Annotated in this window: 17 protein-coding genes; 6 read left to right on the top strand and 11 right to left on the bottom strand. The window is 70.6% G+C overall.

What is annotated here, in order from left to right; genetic code table 11:
• Window positions 1–121 precede the first annotated feature (121 nt).
• From E1181_RS19055 to E1181_RS19030, 6 genes are all read right to left on the bottom strand, one after another.
• Window positions 122–976, bottom strand: a complete 855-nt coding sequence (locus tag E1181_RS19055) for an FAD binding domain-containing protein (RefSeq protein WP_132676666.1) — start codon at window positions 974–976, stop codon at window positions 122–124.
• Entirely contained in the window at window positions 973–3,405 is a 2,433-nt protein-coding gene (locus E1181_RS19050; protein WP_132676664.1) for a xanthine dehydrogenase family protein molybdopterin-binding subunit, read from the bottom strand. Before E1181_RS19050 ends, E1181_RS19055 begins: the two co-directional genes overlap by 4 nt.
• Window positions 3,402–3,968, bottom strand: a complete 567-nt coding sequence (locus E1181_RS19045) for a (2Fe-2S)-binding protein (RefSeq protein ID WP_132676662.1) — start codon at window positions 3,966–3,968, stop codon at window positions 3,402–3,404. The genes E1181_RS19050 and E1181_RS19045 overlap by 4 nt, the downstream gene beginning before the upstream one ends.
• Window positions 3,969–4,079: 111 nt before the next feature.
• Window positions 4,080–5,195, bottom strand: coding sequence for an XdhC family protein (locus E1181_RS19040; RefSeq protein ID WP_132676660.1), 1,116 nt, complete (start codon window positions 5,193–5,195; stop codon window positions 4,080–4,082).
• Window positions 5,196–5,252: 57 nt separating this feature from the next.
• Window positions 5,253–6,401, bottom strand: coding sequence for a vWA domain-containing protein (locus E1181_RS19035; RefSeq protein ID WP_132676658.1), 1,149 nt, complete (start codon window positions 6,399–6,401; stop codon window positions 5,253–5,255).
• Between the two features lie 153 nt (window positions 6,402–6,554).
• Window positions 6,555–7,418, bottom strand: a complete 864-nt coding sequence (locus E1181_RS19030) for an AAA family ATPase (RefSeq protein WP_132676696.1) — start codon at window positions 7,416–7,418, stop codon at window positions 6,555–6,557.
• Window positions 7,419–7,475: 57 nt separating this feature from the next.
• Here E1181_RS19030 and E1181_RS32600 point away from each other — a divergent pair, with 57 nt between their 5' ends.
• Both E1181_RS32600 and E1181_RS19025 read left to right on the top strand, forming a co-directional pair.
• Window positions 7,476–7,598: a hypothetical protein gene (locus E1181_RS32600; RefSeq protein WP_268952481.1), complete on the top strand. Its 123-nt coding sequence runs from the start codon at window positions 7,476–7,478 to the stop codon at window positions 7,596–7,598.
• Entirely contained in the window at window positions 7,595–8,161 is a 567-nt protein-coding gene (locus E1181_RS19025) for a suppressor of fused domain protein (RefSeq protein ID WP_132676656.1), read from the top strand. Before E1181_RS32600 ends, E1181_RS19025 begins: the two co-directional genes overlap by 4 nt.
• 55 nt (window positions 8,162–8,216) lie before the next feature.
• Here the strand turns inward: E1181_RS19025 and E1181_RS19020 are convergent, their stop codons facing one another.
• The 5 genes from E1181_RS19020 to E1181_RS18995 all read right to left on the bottom strand — a co-directional run bounded on the left by E1181_RS19020 (window position 8,217) and on the right by E1181_RS18995 (window position 14,740).
• Complete coding sequence (locus E1181_RS19020) at window positions 8,217–10,214, bottom strand: beta-N-acetylhexosaminidase family protein (protein WP_165944674.1); 1,998 nt, start codon at window positions 10,212–10,214, stop codon at window positions 8,217–8,219.
• A gap of 139 nt (window positions 10,215–10,353) precedes the next feature.
• On the bottom strand, window positions 10,354–11,988 hold the full coding sequence (gene groL, locus E1181_RS19015) for a chaperonin GroEL (RefSeq protein WP_132676654.1): 1,635 nt from the start codon (window positions 11,986–11,988) through the stop codon (window positions 10,354–10,356).
• Between the two features lie 231 nt (window positions 11,989–12,219).
• The gene (locus tag E1181_RS19005) at window positions 12,220–13,416 is read right to left on the bottom strand and encodes a serine/threonine-protein kinase (protein WP_132676652.1); all 1,197 of its coding nucleotides are present in this window, start codon (window positions 13,414–13,416) and stop codon (window positions 12,220–12,222) included.
• A gap of 118 nt (window positions 13,417–13,534) precedes the next feature.
• Window positions 13,535–13,738, bottom strand: coding sequence for a cold-shock protein (locus E1181_RS19000; protein WP_132623257.1), 204 nt, complete (start codon window positions 13,736–13,738; stop codon window positions 13,535–13,537).
• A 318-nt stretch (window positions 13,739–14,056) separates the two neighbouring features.
• Window positions 14,057–14,740, bottom strand: a complete 684-nt coding sequence (locus tag E1181_RS18995) for a TIGR00266 family protein (RefSeq protein WP_132676650.1) — start codon at window positions 14,738–14,740, stop codon at window positions 14,057–14,059.
• Window positions 14,741–14,935: 195 nt separating this feature from the next.
• On the opposite strand from E1181_RS18995, the gene moeA reads away from it, so the two are divergent.
• From moeA to pssA, 4 genes are all read left to right on the top strand, one after another.
• Window positions 14,936–16,180 (top strand): molybdopterin molybdotransferase MoeA, encoded by a 1,245-nt coding sequence (moeA, locus tag E1181_RS18990; RefSeq protein WP_132676648.1) that lies wholly within the window; start codon window positions 14,936–14,938, stop codon window positions 16,178–16,180.
• Window positions 16,181–16,279: 99 nt separating this feature from the next.
• Window positions 16,280–18,238, top strand: coding sequence for a M48 family metallopeptidase (locus E1181_RS18985; protein WP_132676646.1), 1,959 nt, complete (start codon window positions 16,280–16,282; stop codon window positions 18,236–18,238).
• A 700-nt stretch (window positions 18,239–18,938) separates the two neighbouring features.
• The gene (locus E1181_RS18980) at window positions 18,939–19,652 is read left to right on the top strand and encodes a phosphatidylserine decarboxylase (RefSeq protein ID WP_132676644.1); all 714 of its coding nucleotides are present in this window, start codon (window positions 18,939–18,941) and stop codon (window positions 19,650–19,652) included.
• The gene (gene pssA / locus E1181_RS18975) at window positions 19,649–20,581 is read left to right on the top strand and encodes a CDP-diacylglycerol--serine O-phosphatidyltransferase (RefSeq protein WP_132676642.1); all 933 of its coding nucleotides are present in this window, start codon (window positions 19,649–19,651) and stop codon (window positions 20,579–20,581) included. The genes E1181_RS18980 and pssA overlap by 4 nt, the downstream gene beginning before the upstream one ends.
• The last annotated feature ends 79 nt before the right edge of the window (window positions 20,582–20,660 follow it).

Below are 20,660 nucleotides of genomic sequence, written 5' to 3'. Positions count from 1 at the left end.
GCCGGACGGCGTGCCGATAGCCCGATCGGCTCAGCGGGAAGGACCACCCGCCCACAAGAACGATTCGGGTCTGGCGGCAATTCCGCGAAACGCCGCCAGACCCGATCTTCGCCGGAGCGGATCAGCCGCCTGCCGCCGCCAGCACCGCACGTCCGGTCAGCACCTCGGCGAGGTGTTCCCGGTAGTCGGCATCAGCGCTGGAATCGCCTGTCGCGCTGGTGCCCTCGGTCGCGTGCCGGGCGGCCTCGCGGACCGCGTCGGCCGTGGCCTGCTGGCCGACCAGCGCCTGCTCCACGCCCATCGCGCGGATGGGGGTGGCGCCCATGTTGGTCAGCGCGATGCGCGCTTCGGCGATGGCGCCGCCGGAAACCCGCACCGCTGCGGCGACTCCGACGATCGACCACGCCTGGGCGACGCGGTTGAACTTCTCGTAGTGCGCGTTCCAGCCGGTCCACTTCGGCATCCGCACCTCGACCAGCAGGTCGGTGGGTTCCAGCGCGGTGGTGAAGTAGTCGACGAAGAACTCCGACGCCGGGACGGTGCGCCGGCCCGAGGGACCGGCGATGACCATCTCCGCGTCCAGCGCGAGCGCCGGGGCAGGCAGGTCACCCGCCGGGTCGGCGTGCGCCAGCGAACCGCCGAAGGTGCCCCGGTGGCGCACCTGCGGATCGGCGACGGTGCGGGTGGCCAGCGAGATCAGCTCGGCGTGCTGCCGGATCAGCGGGTCCCGCTGCACCTCGTGGTGGGTGGTCATGGCGCCGACGACGAGCTTGTCGCCGTCCTCGCGAACGCCCCGCATCTCGGGGATGCGCCCGACGTCGACGATCGTGCTCGGATCGGCCATCCGCATCCGCAGCACGGGCAGCAGGCTCTGCCCGCCGCCGAGCACCTTGGCGTCCTCGCCCGCCGCCGCCAGCGCGGCGACGGCCTCGTCCACGGTCGAGGGCGCGATGTATTCGAACTGGGCCGGGATCACCGGGCACCTCCCTGGGGATTCATCGAGCCGAGTCCGCCGCCGGCCTCCGGCGCCGTCTGCCCGGACGCGCGAGCGCCGGTCACCGCTCGCCACACGCGTTGCGGCGAGCAGGGCATCTCGACGTCGTTGACGCCCATCGGGCGCAGCGCGTCGACGATCGCGTTCACCACCGCGGGTGTGGAGGCGATCGTTCCCGCCTCCCCCACGCCCTTGACACCCAGGGCGTTCGAGGTCGCGCGGGTCTCGGTGCGGTCGGTGGTGAACTCCGGCAGGTCGGCGGCCGAGGGCACCAGGTAGTCGGCCAACGTGCCCGTGGTGAGCGTGCCGCCCTCGTCGTAGACGGCCTCCTCGTAGAGCGCCTGCGCGATGCCCTGGGCGAGACCGCCGTGCACCTGGCCCTCCACGATCAGCGGGTTGATCACCGATCCGATGTCGTCCACGCACACGTACTTGCGGATCTTCACGTGCCCGGTCTCGGTGTCCACCTCGGTCGCGCAGAGGTGGGTGCCGTGCGGGAACGAGAAGTTCTCCGGGTCGAACGTCGCGTCGGAGTCCAGGTTCGGCTCCACGCCGTCGGGCAGGTCGTGCGCGGCGAACACCGCGAGCGCGACCTCGCCCATCGCCACACCCCGATCGGTGCCGCGCACGCCGAACCGGCCGGAGGAGAACTCCAGGTCCTCCTCGGCGCATTCGAGCATGTGCGCGGCGATCGGCCGGGCCTTGTCGATGACCTTGTCGGCGGCGGCGACCACGGCCATGCCGCCCACGGCCAGGGAGCGGGAGCCGTAGGTGTCCATGCCGCGCGGTGAGACCTGGGTGTCGCCGTGCAGCACCTCGACGTCCTCGAAGGCGACGCCGAGCCGGTCGGCGACGATCTGGCTCCACGCCGTCTCGTGCCCCTGGCCGTGCGGCGACGAACCCGTGACGACCTCGACCTTTCCAGTGGGCAGCATGCGGATCGCCGCGTGCTCCCAGCCGCCCGCGCCGTAGGACAGCGACCCCAGCACCCGCGAGGGCGCCAGCCCGCACATCTCGGTGAAGGTGGAGATGCCGATGCCCAGCTGGACCGGGTCGTTCTCGCGACGGCGCCGCTCCTGCTCCTCGCGCAGCGAGGTGTAGCCGAACAGCTCCATCGCCTTGTCGGTGGCGGCCTCGTAGTTGCCCGAGTCGTAGGTCAGGCCCGCGACCGTGTCGTAGGGGAACTCGTCGTGGGCGATCCAGTTCTTGCGCCGCACCTCCATGGGCTCCATGCCCAGCTCGGCGGCGAGTTCGTCCATCATCCGCTCGATGCCGAAGGTGGCCTCCGGTCGCCCGGCGCCGCGGTAGGCGTCGGTCGGCGTCTTGTTGGTGAACACGTTGGTGCAGCTGAAGTGGTACGCCGGGATCTTGTAGATCGAGTTGAACATCAGCGCGCCCAGGATCGGCACGCCCGGGGTGACCAGCCGCAGGTAGGCGCCCATGTCGGCGAGGAGTTCGACCTTGAGCCCGGTGATCCGGCCGTCGCGTGTCGCTGCCATCGACAGCTTCTGGATCTGGTCCCGGCCGTGGTGCGCCGAAACCATCGTCTCCGAACGGGTCTCGGTCCACTTGACCGGGCGGCCGAGCCGTTGCGCCATCAGGAACGACAGGACCTCCTCCGGCGTGACCTGGAGCTTCCCGCCGAAACCACCGCCGACGTCGGGTGCGATGACCCGGATCTTGCTCTCGGCGACGCCCAGCGTCATGGCCAGCATGACCCGCAGGATGTGCGGGACCTGCGTGGCCGACCAGACGGTGATCTGCTCACCGGTCGGGTCGACGACGACCGAGCGCGGTTCCATGAACGCCGGGATCAGCCGCTGCTGCCGGAAGGTCCGCTCGACGAGCACCTCCGCGCCGGACAGGGCCTGCTCGACGTCACCGCCGGTGCCGGCCTCGGCCGAGTCGAAGGTCCACACGGCGTTGGTGTTGGTGCCCAGGTCCTGGTGGACCAGCGGTGATCCCGGTTCGATCGCCGAGGGCATGTCCAGCACGACCGGCAGGTCCTCGTAGTCGACGTCGATGGCGTCCATCGCGTCGCGCGCCTCGGCGGCCGAGCGGGCGGCGACCATCGCCACCGCTTCACCCGCGAAGCGCACCTCGTCGACGGCCATCGCCGGGGCCGCCGGGGCCTTCATGTCCTCGGTGATCGGCCACGCGCAGGGCAGGCTGCCCTGGACGTCGGCGATGTCGCGGCCGGTGACGACCGCGACCACGCCGGGAGATTCCTTGGCGGCCTCGGTGTCGATCGCGGTGATCTTGGCGTGCGCCATCGGTGAGCGCAGGATCGCCAGGTGCAGCGTTCCGCTGGGCGCGAGGTTGTCGGTCCAGCGCGTGCGGCCGGTGATCAGCCGCGCGTCCTCCTTGCGCTTGCGGGAACGCCCGAGTTCCGGTTCTGCCACAGCGGTCATGACTGGCGACCTCCCGTGGCCTCGGCGCCGGTCCGCTCGTCGGCGGGCTTGCGCTGCATGGGCGTGTCATCGGTGTGCTCGGCCGCGGGCCCCGCGCCGGGTTCCATGCGCTGAGCGGCATCGCGCACCGCTCGGACGATGTTCTGGTAGCCCGTGCAGCGGCAGAGGTTTCCCTCCATGCCCTCGCGGACCGCCTGCTCGTCGGGTTCGGGGTCCTCGGCCAGCAGGTCCAGCGCCTGCATGATCATGCCGGGGGTGCAGAACCCGCACTGCAGCGCGTGGTTGTCGTGGAAGGCCTCCTGCAACGGGTGCAGCTTGCCGTCCTGGGCCAGTCCTTCGATGGTGGTGACGTCGTGGCCGTCGGCCTGGACCGCCAGGACCGAACACGACTTCACGCTGTGCCCGTCCATGTGGACGGTGCAGGCACCGCAGTTGCTGGTGTCGCAGCCGACCACGGTGCCGACCTTGCCGAGCCGCTCGCGCAGGTACTGCACGAGCAGCGTTCTAGGTTCCACTTCATCGGTGTACTTGGTGCCGTCTACGTTGACGGTGATGCGGGACATGGAACGGCCTCCTCGCCAGGAGCGCGGACGTTCGGGAACACGACTATCCGCCGAGTGACGGATGTCACTCCGCTAGAGGGTCCTACTCCGTCCCGGCGAGAGCAAGCGGGCTCAGTCGTGGTGGATCGGACCCTCCACGTCCGAGAGCCTCACACCGCGGCCGCCCCAGCGCAGCGCGATCAGCTCCGCGGCGATGGAAACGGCGGTCTCCTCCGGGGTCCTGGCACCCAGGTCGAGACCGATCGGCGAGGACACGCGGGAGAGCTCCTCCTCGGTGACGCCCTCCTCGCGCAGCCGCGTCAAGCGGTTCTCGTGCGTGCGGCGCGAACCCATCGCGCCGATGTAGCCGACGTTCATGCGCAGGGCTTCCTTGAGCACCGGCACGTCGAACTTCGGGTCGTGGGTGAGCACCATGACCGCCGTGCGCTCGTCGAGGCGCCCCTCCTCCGCTTCCTGGGCGAGGTAGCGGTGCGGCCAGTCCACGACCACGTCGTCGACGCCCGGGAACCGGCTGTTGGTGGCGAACACCGGACGCGCATCGCACACCGTCACCCGGTAGCCGAGAAAAGCACCCATCCGGGCCATGGCGGCGGCGAAGTCGATCGCGCCGAAGACGAGCATGCGCGGCGGCGGCTCGAAGGAGTTGACGAACACCCGCATGCCCTCGCCGCGGCGCTGCCCCTCCGGGCCGTACTCGATGACGCCGCTGCGACCGCTGGCCAGCATGCCGCGCACGTCGTCGACCACCGCGTCGTCCACCCGCGACGCGCCGAGCGTGCCGCGCACCCGCTCGCGCCAGATCAGCAGGTGGGTGCCGACCTTGGCCTGCTCGGGGTGCTCGATGACGGTCGCGACCGCCACCGGCTCCTCAGCGCGCACCGAGGCGGCGACCTCGTCGAGGTCCGGGAAGGTCTCGCGGTCGATCCGCTCGACGAAGATGTCGAGGATCCCGCCGCAGGTCAGGCCCACCGCGAAGGCGTCGTCGTCGCTGACGCCGTAGCGGCGCAGCACCGGCTCCGAGCCCTGCAGGACCGTGGAGCCCTCCTCGTAGACGGCGCCTTCGACGCAGCCACCGGAGACGCTGCCCACGGCCTCGCCCTCCTGCGTGACCAGCATCGACGCACCCGGCGGGCGGGGGGCGGAGCGGAAGGTGGCCACCACGGTGCCCAGCCCGACGGACTCGCCGGCCTCCCAGCGCTTGGTCAAGTCATCCAACACGTCACGCACGGTGCACCTACCTCCACGGGCCGTCCTGGCCCCTCCAAGCATCCACCCGGGTCGGCGTCAGGCGAAACCGACCGGCACCCCGGGGAGCTGCTCCCCGGGCTGGGAAAGTCTGCGAACCCACGACCAGATGTCTTCCAGCGACCTCAGGCTGTGACCGGCCACCATTCGGTCAACGTGCGGGAGGGCCGCCACAATTCCGGATTGCACGGGTTGATATCCGTCGTGGCCCGCGTGCGGGTTCGCCCAGATCACGCCGCGTGCCAGTCTGCGCAGCCGACGCATCTGCTCGGCCAGGTCGGTGGTGTCGCCGCGCTCCCATCCGTCGGAGAACAGCACCACGACGGAGCCGCGCGCCACGCCGCGCTGCCCCCACCTGTCCAAGAACACCCGGAGAGTGTCGCCCAGTCGTGTGCCACCGGAGAAGTCGGGGACCGCGCGAGAAGCCGCCTGCAGCGCGGATTCCGGATCGCGCTGGCGCAACTGCCTGGTCACGCGGGTCATCCTGGTGCCGAGCGTGAAGACCTCGGTGCTCGCCGGAGCCCGGCGGACCACGACGTGCGCGAACCGCAGCAGCGCGTCCGAGTACGGGCTCATCGAACCGGAGACGTCGATGAGCAGCACGACGCGACGCGCGCGCCGCGAGCGGTGCTGCCGGGGCAGCCGCACCGGCTCGCCCCCGGACCGCAGCATCGCGCGCAGCGTGGCGCGCGGGCTCAGCGCTCCGCGCTTGCCGGGTTCGCGCCGCAGCGCCGGGCGCGTCGGAGGTTCGGGGCGCAGCACCGCCAGCATCCGGCGCAGGTGGTCGCGCTCGGCCGCGCTGAGCTCGGTGACATCGCGGTTGCGCAGCACCTCCGCGTCGCTGGCGGCCGCCGCGAGGGGATCGTCGGACTCCCCCTCGCCCTCGCCGTCGGACGTCTCGGCGGTCAGCGCCGCGATCTTCGCGGGGCGCGACACCGGCTTCCCCGGCTGCTCCACCTGCATCGGCTCCGCGCTGAACCAGGTCTCGAAGGCCGCGTCGTAGCGGGCGACGTCGTCGGGCTCGGAGCACAGGGTCAGGCGACCGGCCCAGTACACGCCCTCGCGCTCCTCCACCCCCACCTGCTCCACGGCGGACAGGAAGCTCTGCACCCGGTTCGGCCCCACGGCCATCCCCGAGTGCCGCAGAGCCCGGGCGAACCCCACCAACCCGGTCACGGTCTCCGACATCAACACCCCTCCCACCGCAGGTCACCCCTCGTGCACCGGATTTCAGTGGAAACCGGAGCCCCGATTTCAGCGGAAACCAGAGACCGGATTTCCACTGAAACCGGGGACCTGAGTTCCACTGAAATCGGGGTTCCGAGTTCCACTGAAGTTCGGTCAGGGGGTGAGGACGCCTGATGAGCGGACTCGTTCCGCGTCTTCTCGGTACTTGAGGACCGCTCCGAGGGTCGTCGCGGCGGTCTCCGTGTCGAGGGAGTCCGCGCCGAGGGCCTGGAGGGCCTGGGTCCAGTCGAGGGCTTCGGCGACGCCCGGGGGCTTGAGGAGCTCCATCTGGCGCATGCGCTGGAGGGATGCCGCGACCTGCTCGGCCAGGCGTCCGTCGACGCCCGGCAGGCGCCGGCGCAGGATGGCGACCTCCCGTTCCAGGTCCGGGTGCTCCAGCCAGTGGTAGAGGCAGCGGCGCTTGAGGGCGTCGTGGACCTCGCGGGTGCGGTTGGAGGTGAGGATGACGATCGGCGGTTCCTCGGCGCGGACCTCGCCGTACTCCGGGATGCTGACCGCGTACTCCGAGAGCACTTCCAGCAGGAACGCCTCGAACTCGTCGTCGGCGCGGTCGATCTCGTCGACCAGCAGCACGCACGGCGCCTCCTGCAAGGCGCGCAGCAGCGGCCTGGCCAGCAGGAATCGCGGGGTGTAGAGGGAGGACTCGGCGGCGTCGGCGTCGAGCTCACCGCCCGAAGCGGCTTCCAGGGTGCGCAGGTGCAGCAGCTGCCGCGGGAAGTCCCAGTCGTAGAGCGCCTGGGCCGCGTCGATGCCCTCGTGGCACTGCAGGCGGATCAGGTTCACGCCGAGCGCCGCTGCCAGGGCCTGGGCAAGCGCCGTCTTGCCGGTGCCCGGTTCGCCTTCGGTCAGCAGGGGGCGACGCATCCGCATCGCCAGGAAGGCCGCGGTCGCGATCCCGTCGTCCGGCAGGTAACCGGTCTCGTCCAGCGCCGCCGCGACCTCGGCCGGTGATTTCATCTCGAGAGCGTCAGCCACCCCCCGAGCCTATTCGACCGGACGCATCCACCCCATAGGATGCGCGTCGGTCCGATCGAGGTGCTGGTGGAGATCGCGGCGGAGCCGCTGTCCCAGGTGTGGGAGTCAGCCCGCACCGCCGCGCACAAGGACCACAACACAGTTCGCAGAGGTGGGGCATGAGCAGGTTCAAGGGGTTCCCGGCGCACGTGGAGAAGCACGTCGGACGCGTTCGAGGTGCCGACAGCCGGAGCGCCGGTGGGCGGGAGCGGGCCTACAACCTCGTCTACTGCGACCACGCCGACGGCGCGCACGTGACCGTGCTGACCAGCGGACTTCGCGAGCACACCGCCGGGGCACCGCTGCCTCAGGAGCTGCTGTGCACGCTGCGTCGCGATCAGGAGGTCTACGCCAAGCACCTGGTGGGCGTGATCGCCGAGCTGCTCACCGAGTCGCAGGCGCGCGTCGGCTACGGCGCGCTGATCATGAACGACCGCATCCTGCTGCCGGACACCGCGATCGCGGGCGCGATGGCCGCACCGCACCCGTACCTGGGTGACGAGTTCGACGTCCTGCTCGACGAGGGCGTGCCGGTCCTGCAGCTGATCACGCTCGTCCCGATCACCCGAGCGGAGTCGCAGCTCGTGGCGCGCTTCGGCCGCGACGCGCTCTACGACCGGTGGGAAGCCCAGAACACCGACCTGGTCGACATCTACCGGGACGACGCGGGCAGCGGGCAGTTCTAGTCCGAACCGACCGGGTTCATCGAACGGTTCGAACCAGGACCGCCCGCTCTGCTGATCACCGCAGGCCGGGGGCCTCGTTCAGGAACGTGTCGAGGACTCCGTCGGCGACCAGGACCTGACCCGCCGGGCGGACCTCCGCGGTCGTGGAGCGGATGCGCTTGGCCGCGTCCACCGCCCACCGCGCCTCGTCGAAGCGCGCGTTGGCCATCGCCTCGTCACCGGAAGCCCGAGCCTGCAGACCGTCGGCCGTCGCGAGCAGGGCCTGACCCCACTGGTCGGTCGCGGTCAGCCAGTGATCGGTGTCGGTGACGAAGTCCCTCGGCGCCCCCGCGCGAATCCGCTCCGGTGCGTTGGCGACGAGCTCCGCGTAGGCCCGCAGGTCCCGCACCGCCGCGCGGCGGTCGCCACCCGTCCACGCCTCGCGGAACGCGTCGAGGCGGCGGGACAGCTCCGGAGCGGGCGGCAACCAGGCCGAACCGTTGGCGACCGGGGCCATGTGCTCGAGGTCGAAGAACGCCAGCAGCGCCTCCACCGTCGCCGGATCCGCCTGCACGCCGGGGGAATCACCGGCGAGCCGCTTGCCCGCCAGGTACTCGGCGGCGGCCCGCCAAGCCCGCTGCGGGTCGAAGTCCTCGTCGTTCCAGGCGAAATCGGCCGCACCGATCTCCACGACCTTGCTCGCCGCCGCCTGGTTCATCGGGTTGACCACGTCACCGGCCAGCTGATCGCTGAGCCCGCGCTCGCGCTTGTCGTAGGAGCCGAGCATGATCCGGCCGCGCGAACCGTTGAAGTCGTTGACCGGGTAGTTGTCCCACAGGAAAACCTTGCGACCCCACACGGTTTCGGCCTGCTTGGCATCGGAAACGGTGATCTGGCGCGGGATCACGCCGTCACCGGTCCACATCACCAGCACCCTCGGGTCCAGCGCTTCGCGGATCGCCGTCTTGTACTCCGAGTCCTCGACGTCGGAGTACTCGGTCGGCACGAACTGCAGCGGCGCCACCCCGGGGTGGGTGTCGACGAACTCGCGCTGCACCTTGTTGAGCAGGTCGGCCTGCGCCCGCCCGGCCGAGCCCTCCGAGGGGCGGCCGTAGGCGCGCTCGTCACCCGCGCAGTTCCAGCGCGTGTAGGAGATGTCGTCCAGCGGCAGCGAGAAGTCGCGGATGCCCTCGTCGTACATGGCCTGCAACTTCGCCTGCAGCGCCTGGTAATCGCGCGGGTCGCTGTAGCAGATGGAGTTGCCCGGCGAGAGCGCGAAGGTGAACTTCACGTGGTGCGCACCGGCCTGCCGGATCAGCTCGCGGACCTCCCCGAGCTCCTGCGCCGGGTAGGGCTCGCGCCACTTCTCGCGGTGGTACGGGTCGTCCTTGGGCGCGTAGATGTAGGTGTTGAGCTTGACGTCGCCGTAGAACGCCAGCTGGTCCATCCGCTCCTGGTGCGTCCACGGCGGGCCGTAGAAGCCCTCGATCGCGCCGCGCAGCGGCATCGCCGGACGGTCCAGCACGGTCACGCCCGCGATGCGGCCGGGCGAGACGAGCTGCCGCAGCGTCTGCACCCCGTAGTAGGCCCCGGCCGGGTCGGAGGCACCGATGAACACCTCGGACTCGGTGTCCGGGCGCACCGCGAGCACGTACGCCTCCTCCTCCATCGGGACCGGGGCGTTCATGCCCGTCTCCTGCAGGCCCTTGACCACGGTCGGCGAGGTGCGCTCGCCGATCCGCACCCGCAGCGAGGCGTCCGCGGCGGGAGCGCCCGGCTCGCGGATCGCGACCTCGTCGGCCCCGGCGAGTTCGAGCACCTGCTTGGCGAGGTCCTTGGTCTGCCGGTCGACCAGCGGGTCCACCACGACCTCGACCTTGCCGCGGACCGCGACGTCGTCGCCGAGCCTGTCGAGCAGCTCCGGCTGCGGCACCACCGAGGGCACGCCCTCACCGGGCAGCGCGTCGGAGCTCTGCGGGGCCGGTTGCTCCGGTGGAGGCGCGGAGTTGGTGCACCCGGCCAAGGCCATGATCCCGGCCACGCACACCGCGAACGACCTGGACAAACCGCGCATCGAGCTCCCCATCCAATCCACCGGCGACGCCCCCAGTTCAACACACCGGCAGATGACCCGACCGGGTCACCTGCCCGCGTGACGCAAAGCAGAAGGGCCGCCCCTGACGGGGACGGCCCTCCTCAGCTTGGGACTGGACTCAGAAGCCCATGCCACCCATGCCACCGGTCGGGTCGGCGGCGGCAGCCGCGTCCCCGCCCTTCTCCGGCTTGTCCGCGACCACGGCTTCGGTGGTCAGGAACAGCGCGGCGATCGACGCGGCGTTCTGCAGCGCCGAGCGGGTGACCTTGGCCGGGTCGATGACGCCGGCCTGCACCAGGTCCTCGTACTCGCCGGTCGCGGCGTTGAGGCCGTGGCCGGAGGTGAGGTTCTTGACCTTCTCCGCGACGACGCCACCCTCGAGACCGGCGTTGACCGCGATCTGCTTGAGCGGAGCCTCGACGGCCAGCTTGACGCTGTTGGCACCGGTCGCCTCGTCGCCCTCGAGCTTGAGGCCGTCGAAAGCGGTCTGCGCGGCCTGCAGCAGAGCCACGCCACCACCGGCGACGATGCCCTCCTCGACCGCGGCCTTGGCGTTGCGGACCGCGTCCTCGATGCGGTGCTTGCGCTCCTTGAGCTCGACCTCGGTCGCCGCACCGGCCTTGATGACCGCAACACCGCCGGCCAGCTTGGCCAGGCGCTCCTGCAGCTTCTCGCGGTCGTAGTCGGAGTCCGAGCGCTCGATCTCGGCGCGGATCTCGTTGACCCGGCCGGCGATCTGCTCGTCGTCGCCCGCACCCTCGACGATGGTGGTCTCGTCCTTGGTCACCACGACCTTGCGGGCCTGGCCCAGCAGGCTCAGGTCAGCGGTGTCCAGCTTGAGGCCGACCTCTTCGCTGATGACCTGACCACCGGTGAGGATGGCCATGTCCTGCAGCATCGCCTTGCGGCGGTCGCCGAAGCCCGGGGCCTTGACGGCGACGGACTTGAAGGTGCCGCGGATCTTGTTGACCACCAGGGTCGACAGGGCTTCGCCCTCGACGTCCTCGGCGATGATCAGCAGCGGCTTGTTGGCCTGCATGACCTTCTCCAGCAGCGGGAGGAGGTCCTTGACGTTGGAGACCTTGCTGCTCAGCAGCAGGATGTACGGGTCGTCGAGGACGGCCTCCATGCGCTCCGTGTCAGTCACGAAGTACATCGAGATGAGGCCCTTGTCGAAGCGCATGCCCTCGGTGAGCTCGAGTTCGAGCCCGAAGGTGTTGCTCTCCTCGACGGTGATGACGCCTTCCTTGCCGACCTTGTCCATCGCCTCGGCGATGAGCTCGCCGATCTGGCGGTCGCCGGCGGAGATCGCGGCGGTGGCGGCGATCTGGTCCTTGGTCTCGATTTCCTTGGCGTTCTTGAGCAGCTGCTCGGCGATCGCCTCGGTGGCCTTCTCGATGCCCTTCTTCAGAGCGATCGGGGAGGCGCCGGCCGCGACGTTGCGCAGACCCTCGCGAACCAGGGCCTGGGCGAGCACGGTGGCGGTGGTGGTGCCGTCACCCGCGACGTCGTCGGTCTTCTTCGCGACCTCCTTGACCAGCTCGGCCCCGATCTTCTCCCACGGGTCCTCGAGCTCGATCTCCTTGGCGATCGAGACGCCGTCGTTGGTGATGGTCGGCGCGCCCCACTTCTTCTCGAGCACGACATTCCGGCCCTTGGGGCCGAGCGTCACCTTGACGGCGTCGGCGAGGGTGTTCATGCCGCGCTCAAGACCGCGGCGGGCGTCCTCGTCGAACGCGATCATCTTGGCCATTGCGGTGTGGTCCTCCACCTGTCTGGACGCCGACGGTGCACACTGGGGCGTGCACGACGGCAGGACTCTGCTCGGCCAGGCTCGGTGCCCGCGACGGACGATCGCGCGACGACGCCGTCATGTGGCGCCGCCGGAACGACCTCACCGTCCCGACCTGGCACTCAACCTTGATGAGTGCCAGTACCGTGTTTAGCACTCACCGATGGCGAGTGCAAGCGACCTGCCTCGGTCTCACCCTCCGGCGGTCGGCACCGACGTGGGCAGCTCGGCGGTCGACGGCGTGCTCCCGGAGCTCGAACCGCTCCCGGACGTGGCCATCACCACGAACAACAGCACGATCACCAGCAGCGCGACGCCCACCAGCACCGGCACGATCCACTTCGCCGCACCGCCCGACGAGGTCTTGGTGAACGACGAGGACCCGGCGGGCATCGGCGGGCGCAGCCGCACCGGCTGCTGCTGGTAGCCGGGGTAGGACTGCTGCGGGTACGGCCCGGTCTGCTGGGGCATCTGCTGCGGGAACGGCTGGGACGCGGGGTGAGCGGGCTGCGGCACCGGCTGCTGCGCGACGCGCGGCGGCGCCGGGGCCTCCCCGGCGGCCGGGCCCAGCGCGGCGCGGGCCGCGGCGATCAGATCCTGGCAGCTCGCGTAGCGCTGGTCGCCGCGCTTGGACATGCCCCGGCGCAGCACGTCGTCGATCGGCGGCGGCAGCAGCACCAGCGATCCGGGCGTGGGCGGCTCGGCGCCCAGGTGCCCTTGGATGACCTCCTGGACCGAGCCCGGGAACGGCGGACGCCCGGTCAGGCAGGCGAAGAGCATGCAGGCCAGCGCGTACTGGTCGGTGCGGCCGTCGACCGGCTCGCCGCGCAGGTGCTCCGGGGCGGCGTAGGTCGGCGAGCCCAGGAAGTCGCCGGAGGACGTGCGGTGGCCGGTCGCGCCGCGCCGGGTCAGCCCGAAGTCGGCGAGGTAGACGTGCTCGTGCGAGGACTCGCGCGAGGTGACCAGCACGTTGGCCGGTTTGAGGTCGAGGTGCACCAGACCGCGCTCGTGCAGCATGTCCAGCGCTTCGGCGATCTGCCCGAGCAGCTCCAGGCTGCGCTTCGGCGAGATCGGCCCGTCGGAGATCAGCCCCGCCAGATCGGTGCCCTCGACCAGCCGCATCGCGATGAACAGCATGCCGTCGACCTCGCCGAAGTCGTACAGCGGCACGATGTTCGCGTGGTCGATCGCCGAGGTGTTGCGGGCTTCGTCGACGAAGCGCTCGCGGAACTCCGCGTCGCCGGTGATGTGCTCCCCCATCACCTTCAACGCGACCTTGCGGCCGAGCCGGACGTCGGTGGCGCGGTACATCACGCTCATCCCACCGCGACCGAGCACGCCGTCGATCTTGTAGTGGCCGAGCCTGCGACCGGTCAAATCTTCCGACACGTCCCGCAGCCTAACCGGCTGAGATCACGTGCGGGTGCAGGTTTCGGGATGACGCGCTGCGGCCCGGTTCCCCGACCGGGAGAACCGGGCCGCACGACGACCTGGTGCGAAGTTCTCTTCAGACCTTGCGAACGCCGTCGGCTTGAGTTCGGCCATCGCGGCCGGCTTTCACCTCGAATTCGACCCGATCCCCTTCAGAAAGGGTGCGGAAACCAGACATGTCGATTGCGGAGTAGTGGACGAACACATCGGAGCCACCGTCCGTCGCGATGAATCCGTAGCCCTTCTCCGAGTTGAACCATTTGACCGTGCCGACCGCCACGGCGTCCTCCTCAAGAAATGTGATGCACGGCGCTAGCGCCGCTGGAGCATCGGCCACACTACTCCGGAAAATCGGGCTCGTCGCGGGTCCGGCAATACGACTTTTCCGTTAAACGCTGGGCCGAACGGGTGGCTTCTCCGGACACGTTCCGTCATCAACGGGAGCTAATTCCCCCGACTGTCGCAATCGCTTTCAAACCCGAACCAAAACCGGCGACGAATGCCCCCCAACGGGAAAACCACTCGCGATGACGACCGGAGCGAATGGGTCAGACCAATTGCGGTCCGGCGCAATGATCGATCGTTTTCAACGAGCGAATCAGGAACGCGGTCCGAGACCATTCGCGCGCAACCAGCCGACCAGGCCGCGCGGGTTGCGGGTCTGGGTCAACACCTGCCCCGGCCCGGCGAAGTCGAAGACCAGGCCCTCGCCGCTCTTGAGCGACTGCGCCACGCCCTGGTTCATCTGCCGCAGCTGACTCTGCACCGTGTCGGCGTAGGCGACGACGTGACCGGTGTCGATCGTGATGTACTCGCCGGGCTGCAGGGTGACCACGTCCAGCGCGCCGTAGCAGGCCACCACCGCCGAGCCGTGGCCGCTGAGCCGGGTGAGGAACCCGCCCTCGCCGCCGAAGAGGTTCTGGAAGCCGCCCCACTGGGTCTCGACCTGCACCGTGCTCGCCGAGGCCAACCAGCAGCCCTTGGTCACGCACCAGCCGACCCGGCCGTCGAGCTCCAGCACGTTGAGATCACCGGGCAGCGTCGGCGCCACGTCGACCCAGCCGCCCTGCTGCGGTGCCGTGTAGGTGGAGACGTAGAACGACTCCCCGCCCAGCGCGGACCGGGCCAGCGACTTGAAGAAACCGCCCTGCGCGCGCGACTCGACGGTCACCCCGTAGCTGGTGGCCAGCATCGAACCGGACTCCACCCGCACCGGTTCCCCCGGTGCCAGCATCAACCGGGCGACCCCGTACGACGGCGTGTGACGAGTACGGACCTGCACAGCACAACCCCCTTCAGGGCCCCACCGGTCGGCGCGGGCACGGCGATTCTATGTAGGTGGCGCCGAGGCGGGGGAAGTCCGCGCCACCCCGCGGAGAACCGGTGCTGGAGGGCGCGGGCGTCGGGCGAACCGGGCATTGTGCCATCGCGCCGTGGAGCGACCAATCCCACGCCGATGGCGACACGGCGGGTGCCGATGACAGATGATGCGTGCGTGTCGTCCAACAACCCCGCCCACGAGCTGACGTCGGTCGCCGATCACCGGGCGAAGGTCGCTTCGCTGCTGACCCGCACGCCGGTCGAGACCCGTCCGCTGCAGAACTGCCTCGGCCTGGCCCTGGCCGAGGACCTGGTCGCCCCGATCTCGCTGCCGCCGTTCAGCAACTCCGCGATGGACGGCTACGCGGTCCGCTCGGTCGATCTGACCGAGGCGACGCAGGACGAGCCGGTGAAACTGCCGGTCTCCGAGGACATCCCGGCCGGCCGGGTGGACGTGCCGCCGCTGCAGCCCGGCACCGCGCACCGGATCATGACCGGCGCGCAGCTGCCCCCGGGCGCCGACGCGGTGATCCCGGTGGAGCGCACCGACGCCGGCACCGAGACGGTGGCGCTGTTCGGTTCCGTGCAGCCGGGCGCCCACGTGCGCCGCGCGGGCGAGGACGTCGCCGCGGGAACCACCGTGCTCACCGCGGGCACCCGGCTGGGCGCCGCGCAGCTGGGCGTGGCCGCCGCCGTCGGCATCGCCGAGCTGCCCGTGCACCGTCCGGTGCGGGTGCTGGTGCTCTCGACCGGCTCCGAACTGGTCGCGCCCGGGGAAGAGCTGCAGCTCGGGCAGATCTACGAGTCCAACGGGCTGATGCTCGCCGCCGCCGTGCAGGAGGCCGGTGGTGAGCCGACGATGCTGCGCTTCGTGCCCGACGACGTCGACGCCTTCCACGAGGTCCTGCAGACCCACCTGGACTCCGCCGACCTGCTGATCACCTCGGGAGGGGTCAGCGCCGGGGCGTACGAGGTGGTCAAGGACGCCCTGGCCGGCAACGGCGTGGAGTTCACCAAGGTCGCGATGCAGCCGGGGATGCCGCAGGGCTGCGGCCGCTACCGGGACGCGTTCGCGGTGGTCACGCTGCCCGGCAACCCGGTGAGCTCGATGGTCTCGTTCGAGGTCTTCGTGCGTCCGGCGATGCTGGCCGCAGCAGGGCACGCCACGACCACGCGGCACCGGCGGCAGGCCGTGCTGGCCGAGTCGCTGGTCGCTCCCTCGCGCAGGCAGCAGTTCCGACGCGGGGTGTTCGACCCGGTGTCCGGCGAGGTCAGCCTGCAGGGAGCCCCGGGTTCACACCTGCTGGGTAGCCTCGCGAGGGCGAACTGCCTGCTGGCGATCCCGGAGGACGTGACCGAAATGCCCGCTGGGTCCACTGTGGACGTGGTGTTGCTGGACTAGATCAAGTCGATATCGCTTGTCACACCATCGTTGACGGTTCGACTTTCGGTCGCGAAGACTGCGAGTCCGACCTTCCACTTCCCCTCCGGAGTTTTGCACGTGCGTGGCCCCTGGCGCGCCGCCTTGGCGCTGGCGTTGCACATCGGTTTCTTCGTCGTGTCCCTCGGCCTGGTCGCCGGCCTGCTGATGATGGCGGGCATGACCTTCCGCCGCGACACCGTCGGAGGGATGAAGGTCGCCTTCGCCGCCGTCGTCGTCGGCGCGATCTTCGCCATCGGCCTGCGGGCGGTGCTGCGCAACCGGGTCCGCCCGCGCGGCGTGCCCGTGGACCGGGTCTCCCAACCCAACCTGTGGCGCACGATCGACCAGCTCGTCGACGCCACCGACTCCCCGCTGCCCGACGAGATCCGCATCACCTCCGAGCCGGGCGTCGCGATCCGCGAGAACACCGCGCTGCTCGGACTGCGCACCCGCACCCGGTACCTGGAGATCGGGCTGCCGATGCTCGCGGCGCTGACCACCTCCGAACTCGGCGCGGCGCTGGCGCACGCGGTCGGTCGCCTCACCGGCCGCAGCAAGCTGACGGTGACCGCCCACCGGGTGCTGGCCAGCGTCCAGCGCACCGTCGACGGGCTCACCACCGGCCCGGTGAAGTGGCTGTTCGTCGGGTACGCCCGGTTGTTCACCGCCATCGCGGTCACCACCACCAAGGAGCTCGTGCTCGCCGGGGACGCCGCCGCGGTGCGCCTCGCGGGCAAGCGGACCGCGGTGATGGCGCTGCGCAAGTCCGTCGCGGTCGAGATCGGCTGGCGCGAGTACGCCGACGCGTACCTGAGCATGGCCGCCAGCATCGGCCACGCACCCGACGTGCTGCTGGGCTTCCGCAGCTTCATGGACCACCCCGCGCGCAAGCCCGCGCTGGCCGAGCGCGCCAAGCAGGCCATCGCCGAGGAGCGCGGCAAGCTGCCGGTGCGCGCGAGGGTCGAGCTGATGAAGCGGCTCAAGGCCGCCGACAAGGAGGCCGACGAGCGTCCGGCGTTCGCGATCCTGCGCAAGCCGCGCAACGCCGTTCCCGAGCTGGAGGACCGGCTGCTGGTCGACTCGTTAGGTCCCAGGATGCAGTGGCCGGAGGTCGTCCGGCAGGCCGGGGCGGCGCAGGCCGCCGAGAAGGCCTCGCAGCTCAGCGCGGCCGCCCACCAGTGCGGGCTGGGCGTGGACCCGACGATCCAGGGCATCCTCGCCGCCATCCACCGCGGCCACGGCCGCGACCTCATCAACCCCGTGCTCAACCCGGGCCTGCACCCGTCGATGATCGACCAGACCGCCGAGGACACGCTCACCGAACTCCTCGGCTGCACCGTCATCGACGCGCTGATCTGCGCCCGCCGCGCCCACCACGAGCTGGACTGGGGCGGCCCGCCCGCGGTGCGGCTGGCCAACGGGCGCCCGCTGGACCCCGACCGCCTGGTCCGCCCGGCCGTCGCCGACCCGCGGCTCATCCCCGGGCTGCACCGGGTGCTGGTCGACCTGGGCGTCCCGCTGCACCACACCCGCGAGCCCGCCGAGGAGCCGGAGCCCTCGCTGGCCGGGATCGTCAGCCCGGTGCAGTGCTCGGGCCAGGCGTACGACCTGTTGGTCAGCGATCGAGGCCTGCTGCTGCTCCCCAGCGACGCCAGCGCCGCGAAACGACTGCTCGCGGGCACCCTGGCCCGGCTCAGGGAGGCCGAGCAGGAGCAGCTCAGCGAGCTGGCCTCGCGGCCGGTGAACGAGCTGCGGGAGCGCTCCGGGGCGCAGTGGGTGGACAGCCGCGACGTGGCCAGCGCCCGCCTCGACCAGGAGAAGGCCGGCTGGTCGCTGGAGCTGGACCTCTACCTCGACGAGTACGCGATGTCGACGCTCGACGAGGTGCGGGTGGCCTCCGGCGGGGACGACGGCGTGTCCGTGCTGACCCTGCACAGCACCGCCGACGGCGTCGAGCACGGGGAGCCGTACCACGGGCTGGCCGAGCTGATGGGAGCCCGCATGGAGCTGGACGAGCCCGCCCTGTCCCTGGAATGACCGCCACCCTGACGTGGAGCCCGCAGGCGTCTTGTTGACGCGGAGTTACTGAACACGTTCCCAACGTCCTCCGTTAGCGGCTACGGAGATACTGTGAACTCAATTACACTAGAAACCGCGTCACGAAACGTTGATCAGCTCCGTCTCCTTCGTGTCCGCAACGGCACCCTCGCTTGCCGGGTGTCGCGGACCGCGAAAAGAGGGCCGTGCGCCGTCGGGGGGCGCACGGACCCGAAATCAAAGAGGCCGTTCGGCACCTACGGGGAGGCGCCGAACGGCCTCTTTGTTCTTTGTGCCTGGGGTCGTGGTCTTGTTGATGGGCGGTGCGGGTGGCGGAACCTGAGACGCCGCCTTGGGTCCGGGCGCCGCTCCTGATGTATGCCAATACACGGCGTCACGGCGTCCTCCCCAGGCGACGTCTCGGAACCCGCGGCGGTGCCGGTTGCTCGGGTGGGGTGAAGAGAAACCGGCTTCGCCGGTTGCCTGACGGTTGGGGGGTTCACCCGTACGTGTGACTCTTGGTCGTGTGGGCGGTAGCATTCCGCTTGAGATACGTGCAGGTCATGTGGGTTGTTCTTGATCGACTGCGCCCCCTGGCGACGGTGAGAACGAGGCGTCCGCGATGCTGTACGTCTACGGCGCAGGCAGGACTACCGCGCCGCGCTGACATGACCTCCGACGCAGGGGCGCGACTACCTCGATGAGCAGCACCCAAGAGAGCCCGCTGGCGCACCTGATCGCGCTGGCCAAGGACACCGTTCCGCCGATGCACCCGGCAGGCAGGCCGTTCGTCATAGGCGCCGCCGTCGCCACGCTGGTGCTCCGCCGCATCTGGCGCCCGCTGGGCGTGGTCGGCGCCGTGCTCACCGCCTGGTGCGCGTGGTTCTTCCGCGAGCCCGCCCGCACCACCCCGACCCGCGAAGGCCTGGCCGTGGCCGCCGCCGACGGCGCCGTCGCGCACGTCGAGAGCGCCGTGCCGCCGGCCGAGCTCGGCTTCGGCGAGACGCCGATGATCCGCATCAGCACCTTCCTGACCATCTTCGACGTGCACGTCCAGCGCGTCCCGGTCAGCGGCAAGATCGACAAGATCGTCTACCGGCCGGGCAAGTTCCTCTCCGCCGACCTGGACAAGGCCAGCGAGGACAACGAGCGCAACTCGATGGCCATCCGCGCCCAGGACGGCACCCGAGTCGCCGTCGTGCAGATCGCCGGGCTCGTCGCCCGCCGCATCGTCTGCGAGGTCGCCGAGGGCGACACCGTGACCGCGGGCAACACCTACGGCCTCATCCGGTTCGGCTCCCGCGTGGACCTCTACGTCCCCGCCGACAGCAAGGTCCTGGTCGAGCCCGGCCAGCGCACCATCGGCGGCGAGACCCCGCTCGCCGAACTGCCCAGGGGGAAGCGCGACCGATGAGCATGCGGACCACCCCCGGCGTCCGGCTGCTGCCCAATGCGATCACCGTGCTGGCGATGTGCGCGGGCCTGTCCGCGATCCAGTTCGCCCTCAACGGGCAGCTGACCTTCGCGATCGGGTCCGTCGCCGTCGCCGCGGTGCTCGACGGCCTCGACGGCCGGATCGCCCGGCTGCTCGACGCCACCTCCAAGATGGGCGCCGAGCTGGACTCCCTGGCCGACGCGATGTCCTTCGGCGTGGCCCCGGCGTTGACGCTCTACGCCTGGCACATGCAGGACAACCGGGCCGGTTGGGTGGTGTCGCTGATCTTCGCGGTCTGCATGGTGCTGCGGCTCGCCCGGTTCAACACGCTGCTCGACGACGCCGAGCAGCCGCCGTTCACCAAGGAGTTCTTCGTCGGCGTGCCCGCCCCCGCGGCCGGGCTGCTGGCGCTGCTGCCGCTCGCCCTGACCGCGCACTTCGGCTACCCGGGCTGGTGGGCCAACCAGAGCGTGGTCATGGTGTGGATGGTGCTGATCGCCGCGCTGGCCGTCAGCCGGGTGCCCACCCTGTCGCTGAAGACCGTGAAGGTCCCGCCGAAGTTCGTGGCCCCGCTGCTGGTGGGCGTCGCGCTGCTGGCCGCGCTGGTCGTGGTGTTCCCGCTGATCTCGCTGGCCGTCGCGATGGTGCTGTACCTGCTGCACGTCCCCTACGCGGTCTACCGCTACCAGTGGCTCTCGCGGCACCCGGAGGCGTGGGACGCCGCTCCCCGGGAGCGCCGGGCGATCCGCCGCAACACCCAGCGCCGGCTGGGCATCCGCCCCCCGCTGCGCCGCAGCGTGGCCGGTGCCGCGCGCCGCGTGCGACTCCCCCGCCGCCCCACCGGGCCGGGGCACCCCCGGCGCAGCTGGCGCCGCCTCGAACTCCGCCGCAACCGCGACGACTACTGAGGCGCGCGGCGGTTCTGGTCCGAACGAGAAGGACATCGATCATGGGCGCTTCGGACCAGCACCGCCCCTCGCCCCACCA

The sequence above is a fragment of the Saccharopolyspora terrae genome, from assembly GCF_004348435.1.
Lineage (GTDB): Bacteria > Actinomycetota > Actinomycetes > Mycobacteriales > Pseudonocardiaceae > Saccharopolyspora > Saccharopolyspora endophytica.
This window is presented reverse-complemented; position numbering and strand designations above follow the sequence as displayed.